This is a genomic window from Pseudomonas sp. F007 (genome assembly GCF_057814275.1).
Map to the genome: position 1 here is coordinate 469,639 of NZ_JBVATA010000002.1, position 15,841 is coordinate 485,479.

Sequence of the window (15,841 nt, forward strand, 5' to 3'; positions counted from 1 at the left end):
CGGGTCAGACGAGGCGATGCCACAACGCGTAATAGACCTGCCCGGATTTCTGCTCGCGGTGCAGGCGCCAGCCGGCTGGCAGGCCGAGTGTGGAGGGCGCGGTTTCGCTTTCGGTGTAGATCCAGGCGTCATCCGCCAGCCACTGCCGCTCTTCCAGCAGCGTACAGACCGCAGGCAGCAGGTTCTGGTTGAACGGGGGGTCGAGGAACACCAGGTCGTAGGCGGTGGCCGGCTGGGTTTCCAGGTAGCGCAGCGCGTCGGCGGTCTGCACCTGGCCGACGGTGCAGCGCAGGGTGCCCAGGTGCTCCTTCAGGCTCGACACCGCCAGGCTGCTGGCGTCCAGCGCCTGGCCCATGGCCGCGCCCCGGGACAACGCTTCGAGAAAGAGCGCGCCGCTGCCGGTGAACGGGTCGAAGACCTTGGCCCCTGGCACGTAGGGTGCGAGCCAGTTGAACAGGGTTTCGCGCACGCGGTCCGGCGTCGGGCGCAGGCCCGGGGCGTCGGGGAAGCTCAGGCGACGGCTGCGCCACTCACCGGCGATGATGCGCAGTTGGTTCACGCCGTTATGCACGTTGTGAACGGGTTTTTTCGGCTGCGATGAACGGGCCATTAATGCTCCGGAACCCCGAGCGGCTGCTCGGAAGGTTTGTCAGTGGGGGCCGGTAACGGCTGTTGCGGCACGGTAGGGCCGACAGTGACGATCACCATTTTGTCCATGCTCAAGTGTTTGTTCATGGCCGCGGTGACCTGCTCGACTGTCAGGCTCTGGGATTGCTGCATGAAGTCTTCGAGGTAGGTCAGTGGCAGATTATAGAAGCCCATGGCGCCCAGTTGACCAACAATATCGGCGTTGCTGGCGGTGGACAGCGGGAAGCTGCCGGCCAGTTCGCGCTTGGCGTCGTCGAGTTCCTTCTGGGTCGGGCCGGTCTTGAGGTAGTCGGACAGCACGTCCTGCACCAGTTTCAGGGTGCCTTCGCTCATTTCCGCACGGGTTTGCAGGTTGATCATGAACGGACCGCGAGCCTGCATCGGCGAGAAGCCCGAGTAGACGCCATAGGTCAGGCCGCGCTTTTCCCGGACTTCGCTCATCAGGCGGGTGCCGAAGCCTCCGCCGCCGAGGATCTGGTTGCCCAGGGACAGGGCGGCGTAATCCGGATCGTCGCGGTCGATGCCCAATTGCGCGAGCATCAGGTTGGTCTGCTTGGCGGGGAACTCGACGCGGCTGGTGCCGGGCTTGGGCTCGGCCGGCTGAGCGATCTTTGGCAGCGCCGGGCCCTTGGGCAGCGCGCTGGAGACCTGGGCGGCGATCGCCTCGGCTTCACTGCGCGACAGGTCGCCGACCAGCGCGATGACCACGTTGCCGGCGGCGTAGGCCTTGGCGTGGAAGGCCTTGAGCTGCGCCAGGGTGATTGGCGGAATGCTCAGCGGATTGCCATCGCTGGCGTGGGCGTAGGGGTGCTGGCCATAGAGGCGGCGCATCAGCTCCAGGCTCGCGACTTTCGCCGAGTTCTGTTTCTGGTACTCGAAACCGGCCAGCACCTGGTTCTTGATGCGGGCCAACGAGTCGGCGGGGAAGGTCGGGTGGCCGACCACTTCAGCGAACAGCTTGAGCGCTGGCTCGCGTTTGTCCACGGCGCTCAGGCTGCGCAGCGAAGCAACGGCCATGTCCTTGTAGGCGCCATTGCCGAAGTCTGCGCCCAGGCCTTCAAACCCCTGGGCGATCTGGCTGACGTCCTTGCCGGCAACGCCTTCGTTGAGCATCGCGTTGGTCAGCATGGCCAGGCCCGGGGCATTGCCGTCCTGGCTGCTGCCGGCGGCGAAGATCAGGCGCAGGTCGAACATCGGCAACTCGGGTGCGGCGACGAACAGCACTTTCGCACCTTCGGCGGTGTTCCAGGTCTGCACGTCGAGCTTGCGCCGGCTCGGGGCCTTGCCGTCGAGTTCGGCCAGCGACTGCAGCTTCTGGCTCGACTGGGCCTTGTCCAGGGCTTCGCTGGCGACGGTTTCAGCGCTGCGCGAGAAATAGAACACGGCAGAGCCCGCCAGTGCGACAGCGATCAGGCCGATCAGCAGCAGGCGCGGTGGTTTACGCTCACTCATGAGGCGTCTCCTGTGGCAGTACGTGGGCGACGCTGAGACGTTCGCGGGTGAAATACCGCTTGGCGGCGTTCTGGATGTCTTGCGGGGTCACGCTTTCCAGCTCGGCGAGCTCGCTGTCCATCAGCTTCCACGACAGGCCGACGGTTTCCAGCTGGCCGATGGCGGTGGCCTGGCTGGTGATCGAGTCACGCTCGTAGACCAGACCGGCGATCACCTGGGCGCGGACGCGTTCCAGTTCCTCGGCGGACGGTGCGGTGGTCTTCAACTGCTCCAGCAGCCTCCAAAGACCGGCTTCGGCCTGGGCCATGGTTTTCTGCTTCTGGGTATTGGGTGTAGCCGACAGGGTGAACAGCGAGTCGCCACGGGTGTAGGCGTCGTAGCTCGACGAGCCACCGGACACCAGTTCTTCACCGCGCTCCAGCTGGGTCGGGATGCGTCCGCTGTAGCCGCCATCGAGCAGCGCCGAGATCAGTCGCAGGGCGTTGACCGAGCGTTTGTCCTCGGTGGTGGCAATGCTCGGCACGTTGAAGGCCAGCATCAGGGCCGGGAGCTGGGTCTGCACTTTCAGGGTGATCTGCCGTTCGCCCGGCTCGGCCAGTTCCAGCGGAATCTTCGCCGGTGGCACCGCGCGTCGGGCAATCGGGCCAAAGTAACGCTGGGCCAGGGCTTTGACTTCGTCCGGGGTGACATCGCCGACCACCACCAGGGTGGCGTTGTTCGGCGCGTACCAGGATTCGTACCAGTGACGCAGCTCCTCGACCTTCATGCGGTCCAGGTCAGCCATCCAGCCGATGGTCGGGGTGTGGTAGCCGCTGGCCGGGTAAGCCATGGCCTTGAAGCGTTCGTAGGCCTTGGACATCGGCTTGTCGTCGGTGCGCAGGCGGCGTTCTTCCTTGATCACTTCGATCTCGCGGCTGAACTCGTCCGGCGGCAGGCGCAAGCTGGCCATGCGGTCGGCTTCCAGCTCGAAGGCAACGCCCAGGCGGTCGCGGGCCAGCACCTGATAGTAGGCGGTGAAGTCGTCACTGGTGAAGGCGTTCTCTTCGGCGCCGAGGTCGCGCAGGATCAACGACGCTTCGCCGGGGCCGACCTTCTCGCTGCCCTTGAACATCATGTGTTCCAAGGCGTGGGACAGGCCGGTCTGGCCCGGGGTTTCGTAGCTGGAGCCGACCTTGTACCAGACCTGTGACACCACCACCGGCGCGCGGTGATCCTCGCGCACGACGACCTTGAGGCCGTTGTCGAGGGTGAATTCATGGGTCGGTTGCGGGTCGGCAGCCAGGGCGGCCAGGGGCAGACAAACTGTGCTGAGCAGCAGGCCAGCAGCGCGGCGGGCTAGAGCATTCATGGGTTTCTTGACCTGTTGGGCTGCCCGCTTGGTCTTAGCGTCGGCGGGCGAGGAGGTGCTAGGATACTGATCCGTTTTACTGGCGGCCACGCCTATCAGGCCTTCGATCGGTCAGTAGGTTGTATGGGTTTCCGGAAGAAGCATTGGGTTTATCAGCTAAACTCAGCGTTTTCGCCGACGATGCCGTTCCAGTCCTTAGTGTTAATCGACCTTTTGAGATGCCCGCGAGCATCTCGACAAATTGTTGCGCGTGAACAAGCTGCGGGAATCGCAGTCTGTTCTGCATCGAATATTCAATTGCCGGGGCGCCATTGGCGCGCCGCTACTGTGAGATAGCCGTCCTCCATGTTTGGTTCCAACGACGACAAGAAGAACCCAGCTGCGGCTGGCGAGAAGAAAAGCCTGTTCGGATGGTTGCGTAAAAAACCGCAGCAAGCCGTCGTCGAACAGCCACAACCAGAACCCGAGATTGCCCCGCAGCCTTTGGTAGAAGCCGCGCCGGTGGTCGAGACGACTTCGCCGGTGGTGCAGCCCATCACTGAGCCGGTCCTGCAGCCGGCAGTCGAGCCAGCGCCGGTACCTGCACCGAGCCCCGAGCCGTGGTTGACCCTGCCGGTGCCCGAAGAGCCAGTGGCCCTGGTCGAAGATGAGCAGGCGCCGCACATCACGCCGCCGATTCCCGCGCCGACTGTGGTCCAGCAAGCCGTGGAGCTGTTGGTGGTCGAGTCGAAGCCGGTCATCGAAACGCCTGAAGTCGTTGAAGAGCCTGATCTGCCGCAGCCAGTCATCGCCGCGTTCGTGGCCCCGCCGGTTGTTCCGCAACCGACGCCAGTTGCCGCCGCTCCAGCTCCCGCCGCTCCTGTACCCGTGACTCCAGCGCCAGTTGCTCCGGCACCTGTCGTGGTCGAGCCGGCAGTCACTGAGCCGGTGCGCAATGAAGAAGCCAAGACCGGTTTCTTCGCCCGCCTCAAGCAAGGCCTGTCGAAGACCAGCGCCAGCATTGGCGAGGGCATGGCCAGCCTGTTCCTCGGCAAGAAGATCATCGATGACGAGTTGCTCGAAGACATCGAGACTCGCCTGCTGACCGCCGACGTCGGGGTCGAGGCCACCTCGGTGATCATCCAGCGCCTGACCCAGAAGGTCGCCCGCAAGGAACTGGCTGACGCCGACGCCCTGTACAAATCCCTGCAGGCTGAGTTGGCGGCGATGCTCAAGCCGGTCGAGCAGCCGTTGAAGATCACTTCGCAGAACAAGCCGTTCGTGATCCTGGTAGTGGGCGTCAACGGCGCCGGCAAGACCACCACCATCGGCAAACTGGCGAAGAAACTGCAACTCGAAGGCAAGAAAGTCATGCTCGCGGCGGGTGATACCTTCCGTGCGGCGGCCGTCGAGCAGCTGCAGGTCTGGGGCGAGCGCAACAACATTGCGGTGATCGCCCAGCACACCGGTGCCGATTCGGCGTCGGTGATCTTCGACGCCGTGCAGGCGGCCAAGGCGCGGAATATCGACGTGCTGATCGCCGATACCGCCGGTCGCCTGCACACCAAAGACAACCTGATGGAAGAACTGAAGAAGGTGCGCCGGGTGATCGGCAAGCTCGACGCCGAAGCGCCGCACGAAGTGCTGCTGGTGCTCGATGCCGGTACCGGCCAGAACGCCATCAACCAGGCCAAGCAGTTCAACCAGACGGTGGAACTGACCGGCCTGGCCCTGACCAAGCTCGACGGCACGGCCAAGGGCGGGGTGATTTTTGCCCTGGCCAAGCAGTTCGGCCTGCCGATTCGCTACATCGGCGTCGGTGAAGGCATCGATGACTTGCGCACCTTTGAAGCAGAACCCTTTGTCCAGGCATTGTTTGCCGAGCGGGAGCGTGCATGATTCGTTTCGAACAGGTCGGCAAGCGTTATCCGAACGGTCACGTCGGCTTGCATGAGCTGAGCTTTCGAGTCCGGCGCGGCGAGTTCCTGTTCGTCACCGGGCATTCCGGCGCCGGTAAAAGCACCCTGCTGCGCCTGTTGCTGGCGATGGAGCGTCCGACCACTGGCAAATTGCTGCTGGCCGGGCAGGACCTGGCGACCATCAGCAATGCGCAGATCCCGTTCCTGCGCCGGCAGATCGGCGTGGTGTTCCAGAATCACCAACTGCTGTTTGACCGCACCGTGTTCAACAACGTCGCCTTGCCGCTGCAGATCCTCGGCCTGTCCAAGGTCGAGATCGCCAAGCGCGTGGATTCGGCCCTCGATCGCGTCGCGCTGTCGGACAAGAGCGATCTGTACCCCGGCGACCTGTCCACCGGGCAGCAACAGCGCGTCGGCATCGCCCGCGCCATCGTCCACCGTCCGGCCCTGCTGTTGGCGGACGAACCCACCGGTAACCTCGACCCGCGCCTGGCGGCAGAGATCATGGGGGTTTTCGAAGACATCAACCGCCTGGGCACCAGCGTGCTGATTGCCAGTCACGACCTGGCGCTGATCGCGCGCATGCGTCATCGCATGCTGACCTTGCAGCGCGGCCGATTGATTGGCGACGGGGAGGCCGGAGCATGAGTGCGACACGCAGTCCAAAGGTTTCCGAGCGCGTAGCCCCCAAGGCTGCCGACCCGCAACCGCAGAAGAAAAAGCACGACGAAGATGATGGTCCGGACTTTCGCACCCTGTTGCGCGCCTGGATCGAAAGTCACCGCGCCAGCCTACTCGACAGCTTGCGCCGTCTGGGCAAGCAGCCGATCGGCAGTTTCTTCACTTGCCTGGTGATGGCCGTGGCCCTGAGCTTGCCGATGGGGCTGTCACTTCTGCTGAGTAACGTCGAGCGCCTGGGTGGCTCCTGGCAGCGTGCGGCGCAGATTTCCCTGTACCTGCAGCTGGATGCCAGCGCCGCTGAGGGCGAGCAACTGCGCGAGCAGATCAAGGCACTGCCCGGGGTGGCGGAGGCCGAGTACATCAGCCGCGACCAGGCGCTGGAAGAGTTCCAGCAACAGTCGGGCCTGGGCGAGGCGCTCAAGGAGTTGCCGGAAAACCCGCTGCCGGGCGTGGTGCTGGTGACCCCGAATGAAGTCGACAAGACGACTCTGGAGGCCTTGCGTCAGCGACTTGCCGAGTTGCCCAAGGTGCAGCAGGCGCAACTGGACCTGGTTTGGGTCGAGCGTCTGGCAGCGATTCTCAAGCTGGGCGATCGGTTTGTCTTCGGTTTGACGGTGTTGCTGGTTTCTGCATTACTTTTGGTGATAGGCAATACCATTCGTCTTCATATTGAAAACCGCCGCACAGAGATAGAAGTGATTAAACTGGTCGGCGGCACTGACAGCTATGTGCGTAGGCCCTTTCTCTATATGGGTGCGCTTTATGGCTTCGGTGCGGGGATTTTTTCCTGGGGCGTCCTGGCGTTCGGCCTGAACTGGCTGAACGACGCGGTGGTCGGCCTGGCCGGCTTGTACGGCAGCAGTTTCGCGCTGGCCGGTGTGCCGGTAGCCGATGGTCTGTCGCTCTTGCTTGGCGCGGTGTTGTTGGGTTATATCGGTGCGTGGATTGCGGTGGCACGCCATTTGAGAGAGCTTGCACCGAAATAAATTGTATTTTTTGCTTGTATGTCCTTTCAGCGTGTAGGGGAACTTGTCCTTCGGTTTCCGGTCAATTTTCGCAGTGCTGAACTGCACGAGTTATGTGAGTCGGAGGTTTTTTCGTATGACCACTTCTTTGCAACCTGCTTATGCCCTGGTTCCCGGTGCAAACCTGGAAGCCTACGTGCACACGGTGAACAGCATTCCACTGCTGACGCCAGAGCAGGAGCGTGAACTGGCCGAGAGTCTCTACTATGAGCAGGATCTTGAGGCAGCTCGGCAGATGGTGCTCGCCCACCTGCGTTTTGTTGTGCATATCGCCCGTAGCTACAGCGGCTACGGCCTGGCCCAGGCTGACCTGATCCAGGAAGGCAACGTCGGCCTGATGAAAGCGGTGAAACGCTTCAATCCGGAAATGGGTGTGCGCCTGGTGTCTTTTGCCGTGCACTGGATCAAGGCGGAAATCCACGAATTCATCCTGCGCAACTGGCGCATCGTGAAAGTCGCGACCACCAAGGCCCAGCGCAAGCTGTTCTTCAACCTGCGCAGCCAGAAAAAACGCTTGGCGTGGCTGAACAACGAAGAAGTCCATCGTGTGGCTGAAAGCCTCGGCGTAGAGCCGCGGGAAGTGCGCGAGATGGAAAGTCGCCTGACTGGCCAGGACATGGCCTTCGACCCGGCTGCCGAAGCCGACGACGACAGCGCCTTCCAGTCTCCAGCCAACTACCTGGAAGACCACCGCTACGATCCGGCTCGCCAGCTGGAAGACGCTGACTGGAGCGACAACTCCACCAGTAACCTGCACGAGGCGCTGGACGTCCTGGACGACCGCAGCCGTGACATCCTCTACCAGCGTTGGCTGGCAGAAGAAAAAGCCACGCTGCACGACCTGGCGCAGAAGTACAACGTCTCGGCCGAGCGGATTCGTCAGCTTGAGAAGAGCGCGATGAACAAGTTGAAACTGTCGATTGCGGCGTAAGCTGCAAGCCGGCAATAAAAAAGCCCCGGTCATTTGATCGGGGCTTTTTTGTGGTGACCCTTGTAGGAGCGAGCTTGCTCGCGAAAAACGTCAACGATAACGCGGACATTCTGAATGAGCGCGGCGCCCTTGAAGTTTTTCGCGAGCAAGCTCGCTCCTACAGTGGGGTGGTGGGTGGATTTACTCCGCCCAGGGCGCCCGACGCGAGTCATTCAAACCGATCAGGTAGCTATCTCCGCCTAACTGGCGCATTTGCTGACGGATCCAGCCAGCCCGGCGTTGCACATAAGCAGTCGGATGACTGGCACTCCACACCCGCGGATTGGGCAGTACCGCCGCCAGCAGGCTGGCCTGTTGCCGGCTGAGGTTTTTCGCGCTGACGCCGAAATGATGGCGGGCGGCGGCTTCGGCGCCGAACACGCCGTCATCCCATTCGACGCTGTTGAGGTACACCTCGAGAATCCGCTGCTTTGGCCAAAGCACTTCGATCAGCCCGGTAAACCAGGCTTCCAGGCCTTTGCGCAGCCAACTGCGGCCGGACCACAGGAACAGGTTCTTCGACACCTGCTGGCTCAGGGTACTGGCACCGCGCACGGACCCCCCCAGCTCGTTATGGGCCAGGGCGGCGCGAATTGCGCCAAGGTCGAAGCCCCAATGCTCGGGGAATTTCTGATCTTCGCCGGCAATCACCGCGACTTTGAGGTCATCGGCGATGTCCTCCCATGGGGTCCAGTCGCGCTGCAGGTCGATGGGTTCGCCGTCGATCCAGGATTCGATCTTGCGCTCGATCATCAGCGTCGTGCCCGGTGGTGGGACGAAGCGAAAAATCAGCACCAGCACCACGCTGCCAGCCGCGAACCAGAGCAGGGCCTTGGTGAAACGTCGAAAAAATATACGCAGCATAGAGATGGCTTGGCCGAACCCGTCGAGCGGGCCATTATACAGACCCTGTTGATCGAGTCTGACTGGAGTTCTTCATGCTGCGTGGCTTTCTGATGCTGGCTGCTTTCTTCGGTTTCACCGGCGTTGCCCTGGGTGCCTTCGCCGCCCATGGCTTGAAGAGCCGCCTGACCCCCGAGTACCTGGCCATTTTCCACACCGGCGTCACCTACCAGTTGGTGCATGCGCTGGCATTGTTCGGCGTCGCGCTGCTGGCCATGCAGATGCAGGGACGGTTGGTGGCCTGGGCCGGCATCTCGTTCAGTATCGGTATCCTGCTGTTCTCCGGCAGCCTGTACCTGCTGACCACTATCGGCATCGGCAAGCTCGGCATCATCACCCCGTTCGGTGGCCTGGCGTTCCTGATTGGCTGGCTGTGCCTGGGACTCGCCGCCTGGCGCCTGCAGGCGACCGCCTGACGCTTGTTACTGACCTTTAGGTCATGATCGGGCTAGAATGCTGGCCCCTAAAAATGATGGCGGCATCCGGCATGCGCATTCAGTTGAACGGTGAATCCCTTGAACTGCCCGACGGCGAGACCGTTGCGGGCCTGCTGGTCCGTCTGGACCTGACCGGACGCCGTGTCGCGGTCGAGCGCAACCTGGACATCGTCCCGCGCAGCCAGCATGCAGACACCACCCTCGCTGAAGGCGATTCGGTGGAAGTGGTGCACGCCATCGGCGGCGGCTGATCGTCCTGGCGACACCCGCGCCCTACACGCATTGTGCAAGAACCTCCCCCCCACAGAGGATTTCCGATGAGCAACGTTCGCAGCGACAAGCCCTTCGTCCTGGCCGGTCGTACGTACCAGTCGCGTTTGCTGGTAGGTACCGGCAAGTACCGTGACATGCAAGAAACCCGTTCGGCCATCGAAGCCTCGGGTGCCGAGATCGTCACCTTCGCCGTGCGCCGCACCAACCTCGGACAGATCGAGGGCGAGCCGAACCTGCTCGAAGTGCTGTCGCCGGATCGCTACACCTTCCTGCCGAACACCGCCGGTTGCTACGACGCGATCGAGGCCGTGCGCACCTGCCGCCTGGCCCGTGAACTGCTCGACGGCCACAACCTGGTGAAGCTGGAAGTGCTGGCGGACCAGAAAACCCTGTTCCCCAACGTGATCGAAACCCTCAAGGCCGCGGAAACCCTGGTCAAGGAAGGCTTCGACGTGATGGTCTACACCAGCGACGACCCGATCATCGCCCGGCAACTGGCGGAAATCGGCTGTATCGCGGTGATGCCGCTGGCCGGTCTGATTGGCTCGGGCCTGGGCATCTGCAATCCGTACAACCTGCAGATCATCCTTGAAGAAGCGAAGATCCCGGTGTTGGTGGATGCGGGTGTGGGCACGGCTTCCGATGCCACCATCGCCATGGAACTGGGCTGCGACGCGGTGCTGATGAACTCGGCCCTCGCCCATGCGCAGCAACCGATCATGATGGCCGAAGCCATGAAACACGCAATCGTCGCAGGTCGCCTGGCGTACCTGGCCGGGCGCATGCCGAAAAAACTCTATGCCAGCGCCTCCTCGCCGCTGGATGGTCTGATCAAGTAAGAGCCATTGATGACTGAATCGAACGACACGCCTATCCAGACGGAAGAAGGCGAAGAGCGCCAACACCGCCGCATCAAGAGTTTCGTGATGCGCGCCGGGCGCATGACCGAAGGCCAGCAAAAGGGCCTGGAGCAGGGCACGCCGCTGTTCGTCCTGCCACTGGCCGACGCGCCGGTAGATTTCGACCAGGTGTTTGGTCGCTCGGCGCCGCGCTCGCTGGAAATCGGTTTTGGCATGGGCCATTCGCTGCTGGAAATGGCCGCGGCTGCGCCTGAGCAGGACTTCATCGGTGTCGAAGTGCACCGTCCGGGTGTCGGTGCGCTGCTCAATGGCGTACTGACCCAGGGGCTGACCAACTTGCGCGTCTACGATTGCGATGCAATCGAGGTGCTCAATCGTTGCGTGGCCGACAACAGCCTGGATCGCCTGATGCTGTTTTTCCCGGATCCGTGGCACAAGAGCCGCCACCACAAGCGCCGCATCGTCCAGGCCTCGTTCGCCGAGCTGGTGCGCAGCAAGTTGAAGGTCGGCGGTGTGCTGCACATGGCCACCGACTGGGAACCGTACGCCGAGTACATGCTGGAAGTGATGAACGTCGCCCCGGGTTATCGCAACCTCGCCGAAGACGGCAAGTGTGTGCCACGCCCGGCCGAACGCCCGATCACCAAGTTCGAACGCCGTGGCGAACGGCTGGGGCATGGGGTGTGGGATTTGAAGTTCGAAAAACAGTCCTAAGCACGCTTAACCCCTGTAGGAGCGAGCTTGCTCGCGATGAGGCCGTGTCAGCCAATACACATGTTGAATGACACACCGCAATCGCGAGCAGGCTCGCTCCTACAGGGATAGTGTCGGATCAGCGCCGATCCGCCACCACCCCGATCAACACCAGCACCACCAGCAACACCGGTGCCAGGCTGTAGTTGTTGAACTGGCTCAGGCCCTTGACGATCCACGGGGTGGCGTAGATCAAGGCGGCGCCGCTGCCGATCACGCACAGCAACGACATCATCGGCACGCGCAAGGCACCGGCGATGTTGCCCAGGCGCTGTTCGATCCAGCCTTTGAAATCCGCGCCAAACAGCACCAGCAAGCAACCCACCAGCGCCAAAGAGATTTCCGACAGGTTGCTGCGGCTCCAGCGCGAGACGGTGGCGAGCAGGTCGAGTACCAAATCCATTCGTTTTCCCTTAGGTCTGAGATCAGATCAGAAAATTCTGCAGCAAGTCGTTGAGGAACAGCTGTCCGCGCTCGGTGGCCGCCAGACGTGACGGTTCGACCCGCAACAAGCCACTTTGTTCGGCATCGCGACGGCCTTCGGCAAGACTTTCCAATGGCATGCCGGTGCGTTCCGGGTACAGCCTGGCCTCGACCCCGTCGGTCAGGCGCAAGGCGTTCATGAGAAACTCGAACGGCATTTCCTCGTCGCCCAGGGCTTTCTCGCCGGCCTTGAAGCTTTTCGCCGGGTTCAGGTAGTCCTTGGGCAGGCGAGTCTTCCAGGTGCGCAGGATGCGTCCGTCCGGGTGACTGAGCTTGCCATGGGCGCCGGCGCCAATGCCGATAAAGTCGCCAAAACTCCAGTAATTGAGGTTGTGCCGCGCCGCCCGGCCGGGCTGGGCGTAGGCCGAGACTTCGTATTGGGCGTAACCGTGTTCAGCCAGCAGCGCCTGACCGGCTTCCTGGATGTCCCACAGCGTGTCGTCTTCCGGCAGGGGCGGCGGCTGGTTCCAGAACACCGTGTTGGGCTCCAGGGTCAGCTGATACCAGGACAGGTGGGTCGGCTGCAGCGCAATGGCCTGGCGCAGGTCATCCAGGGCGTCTTCCAGGGACTGGTCAGGCAGGCCGTGCATCAGGTCCAGGTTGAAGTTGTCGAACCCGGCCTGGCGCGCCATGCCGGCGGCACGGATGGCCTCGTCGCCATTGTGGATGCGTCCCAGGGCCTTGAGCTTTTCCTGCTGGAAGCTCTGGATGCCGATCGACAGGCGATTGATCCCCAGGGCGCGGTAGGCGACGAATTTCTCTTGCTCGAAGGTCCCCGGATTGGCTTCCAGGGTGATTTCGATGTCGCTGGCGAACGGGATGCGCTGTTCCACACCTTTGAGCAGGCGACCCAGTGCCGGGGCGCTGAACAGGCTCGGGGTGCCACCGCCGAAGAAGATCGAACTCAGCTCCCGGCCGTACACCGCGTGCAGGTCCTGGTCGAGGTCGGCCAGCAGGGCATCGACGTACTTCTCTTCTGGCAGCACTGGGCTGGCGGTGTGGGAGTTGAAGTCGCAATACGGGCATTTGCGTACGCACCACGGGATGTGGATGTACAGCGCCAGGGGCGGCAGCGTCGGCAGCGGGCCCCGGGTCGAAGGTGCGGCGCCACCGAAAATCAGCGGCGACGCGGGAGAGTCGTGGGTCATTTCAGGCCCAGACGCTGGCGCAGCAGAGCCATTGCGCGGGCGCGGTGGCTGATCTGGTTCTTGTCGGCCGGACTCAGCTCGGCGCTCGAGCAGTTGCGCTCCGGTACCCAGAACAGCGGATCGTAGCCAAAGCCGTGCTCACCGCTGGCCTGGGTCAGGATGCGCCCGTGCCACAGGCCTTCGCAGAGGATCGGCAGCGGGTCGTCGGCATGCCGCACCAGTGCCAGTACGCAGACGAACTGGGCGCCACGCTCGGCCTCCGGGACGTCCTTGAGCACGTCCAGCAGCTTGGCGTTGTTCGCCGCATCGCCCTGGCCATCGGCATAACGTGCCGAGTAGATGCCCGGCGCGCCGCCAAGGAAGTCCACCGCCAGGCCCGAGTCGTCGGCCAGCGCCGGCAAGCCGGAGATGCGCGCGGCATTGCGCGCCTTGAGGATGGCGTTCTCGACGAACGACAGGCCGGTTTCCTCGGGCTCGACCTGGCTGAACTCGCCGATCGAGCGCAATTGCACCGAGTCGCCGAGCATGGCCTGGAGTTCCTTGAGTTTGCCGGCGTTATGGCTGGCCAATACGAGTTGCGGGAAAGTGATCATTCGCCGGGGAAGAGCTCTTGGTTGAAATTGATGGTGTTGATCGCGTCACCGGTCTGCACCTTGATCTCGAAGGTGCGGGTTTCCTGCTGCTCTACCGGGTATTGGGCAATGTAGTAAATCGCCCCTTGCTCGGTGATCTGCTTGAAGTTCAGCGGTACGCTTTTGCTGGTCAGGTCCTTGACGCTGCCGCTGACGTTGGCAACCAGTGGCTTGCCGGCCTTGAGTACCGAGACGTTGATCACGCCCTGGTTCTTGCTGCGGATCAGCTCGGCCGCCTTGGCGATATCCGGCTGCAGGTACGTCGAATTGAAGGTGTTGTAGTGCACCGTGACGTCGCCGAAGGTTTCCTGGCGATCGCCCTTGATCACCTCAGCGGCCATGGCGCTGACGCTCAGGCAGGCCGTTAAGACAAACAGCGCAAGACGACTCATGATCGTTCTCCTCGAATAACAGGGTTAAACCGCTACCTGGTGATCCTGCAGGCCAGGACTGCTGACCCGGTAGATGCCGATCTCACCTAATAGATTAGGCCATAGCTTACTGGCCCACCCGTGGCGGTGTTGTTGATCGACAGCAAGTCTATCGATGACCTTGGCTTCACGTTCGCTGCACAGCGCTTCGAAATCCTCGAAGGTGCAGAAGTGAATGTTCGGCGTGTTGTACCAGGTGTAGGGCAGGAACTCCGACACCGGCATCCGGCCCTTGCTGGCCAGGTACCAGCGGCAGCGCCAGTGGCCGAAGTTGGGGAAGGTGATGATGCACTGGCGCCCGACCCTGAGCATTTCGTCGAGGATCTTGTCCGGATAATGCACGGCCTGCAGCGCCTGGGTCATGACCACGATGTCGAAGCTGTTGCTGGCAAAGTTGCCCAGACCCTTGTCCAGATCCTGTTCGATAACGTTGATGCCCTTGGCCACGCACTCGGCGATGTTGTCCGGGTCGTTCTCCAGGCCATAGCCGGTGACTTGCTTGTGGTCGCGCAGCCAGGTCAGCAGTTCGCCATCGCCGCAACCGAGGTCGAGCACGCGGCTGCCGGCGGGGATCCATTCCTGGATGATTTCCAGATCAGCTCTCATGGCTTTCTCACACCGTAATCCGCTTCATGTAATTGCTGAACGCCTGCAGGTAGCGCGGGATCGGAATCAGGAAGGCGTCGTGGCCTTGCGGAGCATCGATCTCGAGGTAGCACACGTCTTTTTGGGCCGCCATCAGGGCGTCCACCAGCTCGCGCGAGCGCGCCGGGGAAAAACGCCAGTCGGTGGTGAACGACATCACGCAGAACTTGGCCTTGGCGCCGGCAAAGGTTTTTGCCAGGTTATCGTCGAAGTTCGCTGCAGGATCGAAGTAGTCCAGCGCCTTGGTCATCAACAGGTAGGTGTTGGCGTCGAAACGCCCGGAGAACTCCTCACCCTGATAACGCAGGTAGCTTTCGACCTGGAACTCGACGCTGTGGAAGTCGTAGTTGAGCTTTTCGCTCTTCAGGCCACGGCCGAATTTCTCACCCATCGAGTCGTCCGACAGGTAAGTGATGTGCCCGACCATGCGCGCCAGCATCAGGCCGCGCTTGGGAATCACCCCGGCTTCCTGGAACGAGCCGCCGTGGAACTCCGGATCGGTGAGGATCGCCTGGCGCGCCACTTCGTTGAAGGCGATGTTCTGCGCCGACAGCTTGGGTGCCGAGGCGATGGCCAGGCAATGGCGGATGCGATCCGGGTAGGTGATGCTCCATTGCATGGCCTGCATGCCGCCAAGGCTGCCGCCGATCACCGCGGCCCATTGCTGGATACCGAGGCGTTCGGCCAGGCGCGCCTGGCTGTGGACCCAGTCTTCGACGGTCAATACCGGGAACTCGGCGCCAAACGGTTTGCCAGTCTCCGGATTGATGCTGCTGGGGCCGGTGGAGCCGTTGCAGCCGCCGAGGTTGTTCAGGCTGACCACGAAGAAGCGATTGGTATCGATCGGCTTGCCCGGGCCGATGCAGCTGTCCCACCAACCGGGCTTGCGGTCGTCGGGGCTGTGGTAGCCGGCCGCGTGGTGGTGACCGGACAGGGCATGGCAGATCAGCACGGCGTTGCTCGCCGTGGCGTTCAGCGTGCCGTAGGTTTCGTAGATCAGGTCATAGGCTGACAGGGAGCGGCCGCAGGCAAGGGCCAGGGGCTCGCTGAAGTGCGCCACCTGGGGCGTCACCAGACCAACAGAATCGGCGGGAAAGGCAGTTGGCATCGACCCTGCTCTCGTTGAAATGAGGCGTAAGTCTAAAGACCGCTGTGGCTAGCGGCAAGGGAAGGGCGGAGGGGATTTTATGCAGTCGGAACGGGGGTCGCCATTCGCGAGCAGGCTCGCTCCCACAAGGAAACAATTTTCCTGTA

18 protein-coding genes are annotated in these 15,841 nt (G+C 62.5%); 8 read left to right on the top strand and 10 right to left on the bottom strand.

The window, feature by feature from the left end; translation table 11 throughout:
- Window positions 1-4: 4 nt before the first annotated feature.
- Genes rsmD through ACZYR5_RS06375 form a run of 3 tightly spaced genes read right to left on the bottom strand, consistent with a single transcriptional unit; the run spans window position 5 to window position 3,448 of the window.
- Complete coding sequence (rsmD, locus tag ACZYR5_RS06365; RefSeq protein WP_489088690.1) at window positions 5-610, bottom strand: 16S rRNA (guanine(966)-N(2))-methyltransferase RsmD; 606 nt, start codon at window positions 608-610, stop codon at window positions 5-7.
- Complete coding sequence (locus ACZYR5_RS06370; protein WP_489088689.1) at window positions 610-2,100, bottom strand: M16 family metallopeptidase; 1,491 nt, start codon at window positions 2,098-2,100, stop codon at window positions 610-612. Before ACZYR5_RS06370 ends, rsmD begins: the two co-directional genes overlap by 1 nt.
- Window positions 2,093-3,448: a M16 family metallopeptidase gene (locus tag ACZYR5_RS06375; RefSeq protein WP_489088688.1), complete on the bottom strand. Its 1,356-nt coding sequence runs from the start codon at window positions 3,446-3,448 to the stop codon at window positions 2,093-2,095. The genes ACZYR5_RS06370 and ACZYR5_RS06375 overlap by 8 nt, the downstream gene beginning before the upstream one ends.
- Before the next feature lie 345 nt (window positions 3,449-3,793).
- On the opposite strand from ACZYR5_RS06375, the gene ftsY reads away from it, so the two are divergent.
- The 4 genes from ftsY to rpoH all read left to right on the top strand — a co-directional run bounded on the left by ftsY (window position 3,794) and on the right by rpoH (window position 7,983).
- Window positions 3,794-5,326, top strand: a complete 1,533-nt coding sequence (gene ftsY / locus ACZYR5_RS06380; protein ID WP_489088687.1) for a signal recognition particle-docking protein FtsY — start codon at window positions 3,794-3,796, stop codon at window positions 5,324-5,326.
- Window positions 5,323-5,994: a cell division ATP-binding protein FtsE gene (ftsE, locus tag ACZYR5_RS06385; RefSeq protein ID WP_027616991.1), complete on the top strand. Its 672-nt coding sequence runs from the start codon at window positions 5,323-5,325 to the stop codon at window positions 5,992-5,994. Before ftsY ends, ftsE begins: the two co-directional genes overlap by 4 nt.
- Window positions 5,991-7,013, top strand: coding sequence for a permease-like cell division protein FtsX (gene ftsX / locus ACZYR5_RS06390; protein WP_489088686.1), 1,023 nt, complete (start codon window positions 5,991-5,993; stop codon window positions 7,011-7,013). The genes ftsE and ftsX overlap by 4 nt, the downstream gene beginning before the upstream one ends.
- A gap of 115 nt (window positions 7,014-7,128) precedes the next feature.
- Complete coding sequence (gene rpoH / locus ACZYR5_RS06395; RefSeq protein WP_489088685.1) at window positions 7,129-7,983, top strand: RNA polymerase sigma factor RpoH; 855 nt, start codon at window positions 7,129-7,131, stop codon at window positions 7,981-7,983.
- Between the two features lie 180 nt (window positions 7,984-8,163).
- Here the strand turns inward: rpoH and mtgA are convergent, their stop codons facing one another.
- Window positions 8,164-8,886, bottom strand: coding sequence for a monofunctional biosynthetic peptidoglycan transglycosylase (gene mtgA, locus ACZYR5_RS06400; protein ID WP_489088684.1), 723 nt, complete (start codon window positions 8,884-8,886; stop codon window positions 8,164-8,166).
- 74 nt (window positions 8,887-8,960) lie between these two features.
- Here mtgA and ACZYR5_RS06405 point away from each other — a divergent pair, with 74 nt between their 5' ends.
- The 4 genes from ACZYR5_RS06405 to trmB all read left to right on the top strand — a co-directional run bounded on the left by ACZYR5_RS06405 (window position 8,961) and on the right by trmB (window position 11,209).
- Entirely contained in the window at window positions 8,961-9,341 is a 381-nt protein-coding gene (locus ACZYR5_RS06405; RefSeq protein WP_489088683.1) for a DUF423 domain-containing protein, read from the top strand.
- A 71-nt stretch (window positions 9,342-9,412) separates the two neighbouring features.
- Window positions 9,413-9,613, top strand: a complete 201-nt coding sequence (gene thiS / locus ACZYR5_RS06410; protein WP_489088682.1) for a sulfur carrier protein ThiS — start codon at window positions 9,413-9,415, stop codon at window positions 9,611-9,613.
- Window positions 9,614-9,679: 66 nt separating this feature from the next.
- Complete coding sequence (locus ACZYR5_RS06415) at window positions 9,680-10,474, top strand: thiazole synthase (protein WP_027616997.1); 795 nt, start codon at window positions 9,680-9,682, stop codon at window positions 10,472-10,474.
- A 9-nt stretch (window positions 10,475-10,483) separates the two neighbouring features.
- The gene (gene trmB, locus ACZYR5_RS06420; RefSeq protein ID WP_027616998.1) at window positions 10,484-11,209 is read left to right on the top strand and encodes a tRNA (guanosine(46)-N7)-methyltransferase TrmB; all 726 of its coding nucleotides are present in this window, start codon (window positions 10,484-10,486) and stop codon (window positions 11,207-11,209) included.
- Window positions 11,210-11,327: 118 nt separating this feature from the next.
- Here trmB and ACZYR5_RS06425 read toward each other — a convergent pair whose 3' ends face one another.
- Genes ACZYR5_RS06425 through metX form a run of 6 tightly spaced genes read right to left on the bottom strand, consistent with a single transcriptional unit; the run spans window position 11,328 to window position 15,695 of the window.
- Window positions 11,328-11,651, bottom strand: a complete 324-nt coding sequence (locus ACZYR5_RS06425) for a DUF3392 domain-containing protein (RefSeq protein WP_489088681.1) — start codon at window positions 11,649-11,651, stop codon at window positions 11,328-11,330.
- Window positions 11,652-11,673: 22 nt separating this feature from the next.
- Window positions 11,674-12,879 (bottom strand): radical SAM family heme chaperone HemW, encoded by a 1,206-nt coding sequence (gene hemW, locus ACZYR5_RS06430; RefSeq protein WP_489088680.1) that lies wholly within the window; start codon window positions 12,877-12,879, stop codon window positions 11,674-11,676.
- On the bottom strand, window positions 12,876-13,472 hold the full coding sequence (gene rdgB / locus ACZYR5_RS06435; protein ID WP_489088679.1) for an RdgB/HAM1 family non-canonical purine NTP pyrophosphatase: 597 nt from the start codon (window positions 13,470-13,472) through the stop codon (window positions 12,876-12,878). The genes hemW and rdgB overlap by 4 nt, the downstream gene beginning before the upstream one ends.
- The gene (locus ACZYR5_RS06440) at window positions 13,469-13,903 is read right to left on the bottom strand and encodes a DUF4426 domain-containing protein (RefSeq protein ID WP_489088678.1); all 435 of its coding nucleotides are present in this window, start codon (window positions 13,901-13,903) and stop codon (window positions 13,469-13,471) included. The genes rdgB and ACZYR5_RS06440 overlap by 4 nt, the downstream gene beginning before the upstream one ends.
- 24 nt (window positions 13,904-13,927) lie before the next feature.
- Window positions 13,928-14,548, bottom strand: a complete 621-nt coding sequence (gene metW / locus ACZYR5_RS06445; RefSeq protein WP_489088677.1) for a methionine biosynthesis protein MetW — start codon at window positions 14,546-14,548, stop codon at window positions 13,928-13,930.
- A gap of 7 nt (window positions 14,549-14,555) precedes the next feature.
- Entirely contained in the window at window positions 14,556-15,695 is a 1,140-nt protein-coding gene (gene metX, locus ACZYR5_RS06450; protein ID WP_027617004.1) for a homoserine O-succinyltransferase MetX, read from the bottom strand.
- Between the last annotated feature and the right edge of the window lie 146 nt (window positions 15,696-15,841).

Excerpts from the sequence above, each read along its gene's own strand:
- rsmD (WP_489088690.1), bottom strand. The coding sequence starts at position 610 with ATGGCCCGTTCATCGCAGCCGAAAAAACCCGTTCACAACGTGCATAAC.
- ACZYR5_RS06370 (WP_489088689.1), bottom strand. The coding sequence starts at position 2,100 with ATGAGTGAGCGTAAACCACCGCGCCTGCTGCTGATCGGCCTGATCGCT.
- ACZYR5_RS06375 (WP_489088688.1), bottom strand. The coding sequence starts at position 3,448 with ATGAATGCTCTAGCCCGCCGCGCTGCTGGCCTGCTGCTCAGCACAGTT.
- ftsY (WP_489088687.1), top strand. The coding sequence starts at position 3,794 with ATGTTTGGTTCCAACGACGACAAGAAGAACCCAGCTGCGGCTGGCGAG.
- ftsE (WP_027616991.1), top strand. The coding sequence starts at position 5,323 with ATGATTCGTTTCGAACAGGTCGGCAAGCGTTATCCGAACGGTCACGTC.
- ftsX (WP_489088686.1), top strand. The coding sequence starts at position 5,991 with ATGAGTGCGACACGCAGTCCAAAGGTTTCCGAGCGCGTAGCCCCCAAG.
- rpoH (WP_489088685.1), top strand. The coding sequence starts at position 7,129 with ATGACCACTTCTTTGCAACCTGCTTATGCCCTGGTTCCCGGTGCAAAC.
- mtgA (WP_489088684.1), bottom strand. The coding sequence starts at position 8,886 with ATGCTGCGTATATTTTTTCGACGTTTCACCAAGGCCCTGCTCTGGTTC.
- ACZYR5_RS06405 (WP_489088683.1), top strand. The coding sequence starts at position 8,961 with ATGCTGCGTGGCTTTCTGATGCTGGCTGCTTTCTTCGGTTTCACCGGC.
- thiS (WP_489088682.1), top strand. The coding sequence starts at position 9,413 with ATGCGCATTCAGTTGAACGGTGAATCCCTTGAACTGCCCGACGGCGAG.
- ACZYR5_RS06415 (WP_027616997.1), top strand. The coding sequence starts at position 9,680 with ATGAGCAACGTTCGCAGCGACAAGCCCTTCGTCCTGGCCGGTCGTACG.
- trmB (WP_027616998.1), top strand. The coding sequence starts at position 10,484 with ATGACTGAATCGAACGACACGCCTATCCAGACGGAAGAAGGCGAAGAG.
- ACZYR5_RS06425 (WP_489088681.1), bottom strand. The coding sequence starts at position 11,651 with ATGGATTTGGTACTCGACCTGCTCGCCACCGTCTCGCGCTGGAGCCGC.
- hemW (WP_489088680.1), bottom strand. The coding sequence starts at position 12,879 with ATGACCCACGACTCTCCCGCGTCGCCGCTGATTTTCGGTGGCGCCGCA.
- rdgB (WP_489088679.1), bottom strand. The coding sequence starts at position 13,472 with ATGATCACTTTCCCGCAACTCGTATTGGCCAGCCATAACGCCGGCAAA.
- ACZYR5_RS06440 (WP_489088678.1), bottom strand. The coding sequence starts at position 13,903 with ATGAGTCGTCTTGCGCTGTTTGTCTTAACGGCCTGCCTGAGCGTCAGC.
- metW (WP_489088677.1), bottom strand. The coding sequence starts at position 14,548 with ATGAGAGCTGATCTGGAAATCATCCAGGAATGGATCCCCGCCGGCAGC.
- metX (WP_027617004.1), bottom strand. The coding sequence starts at position 15,695 with ATGCCAACTGCCTTTCCCGCCGATTCTGTTGGTCTGGTGACGCCCCAG.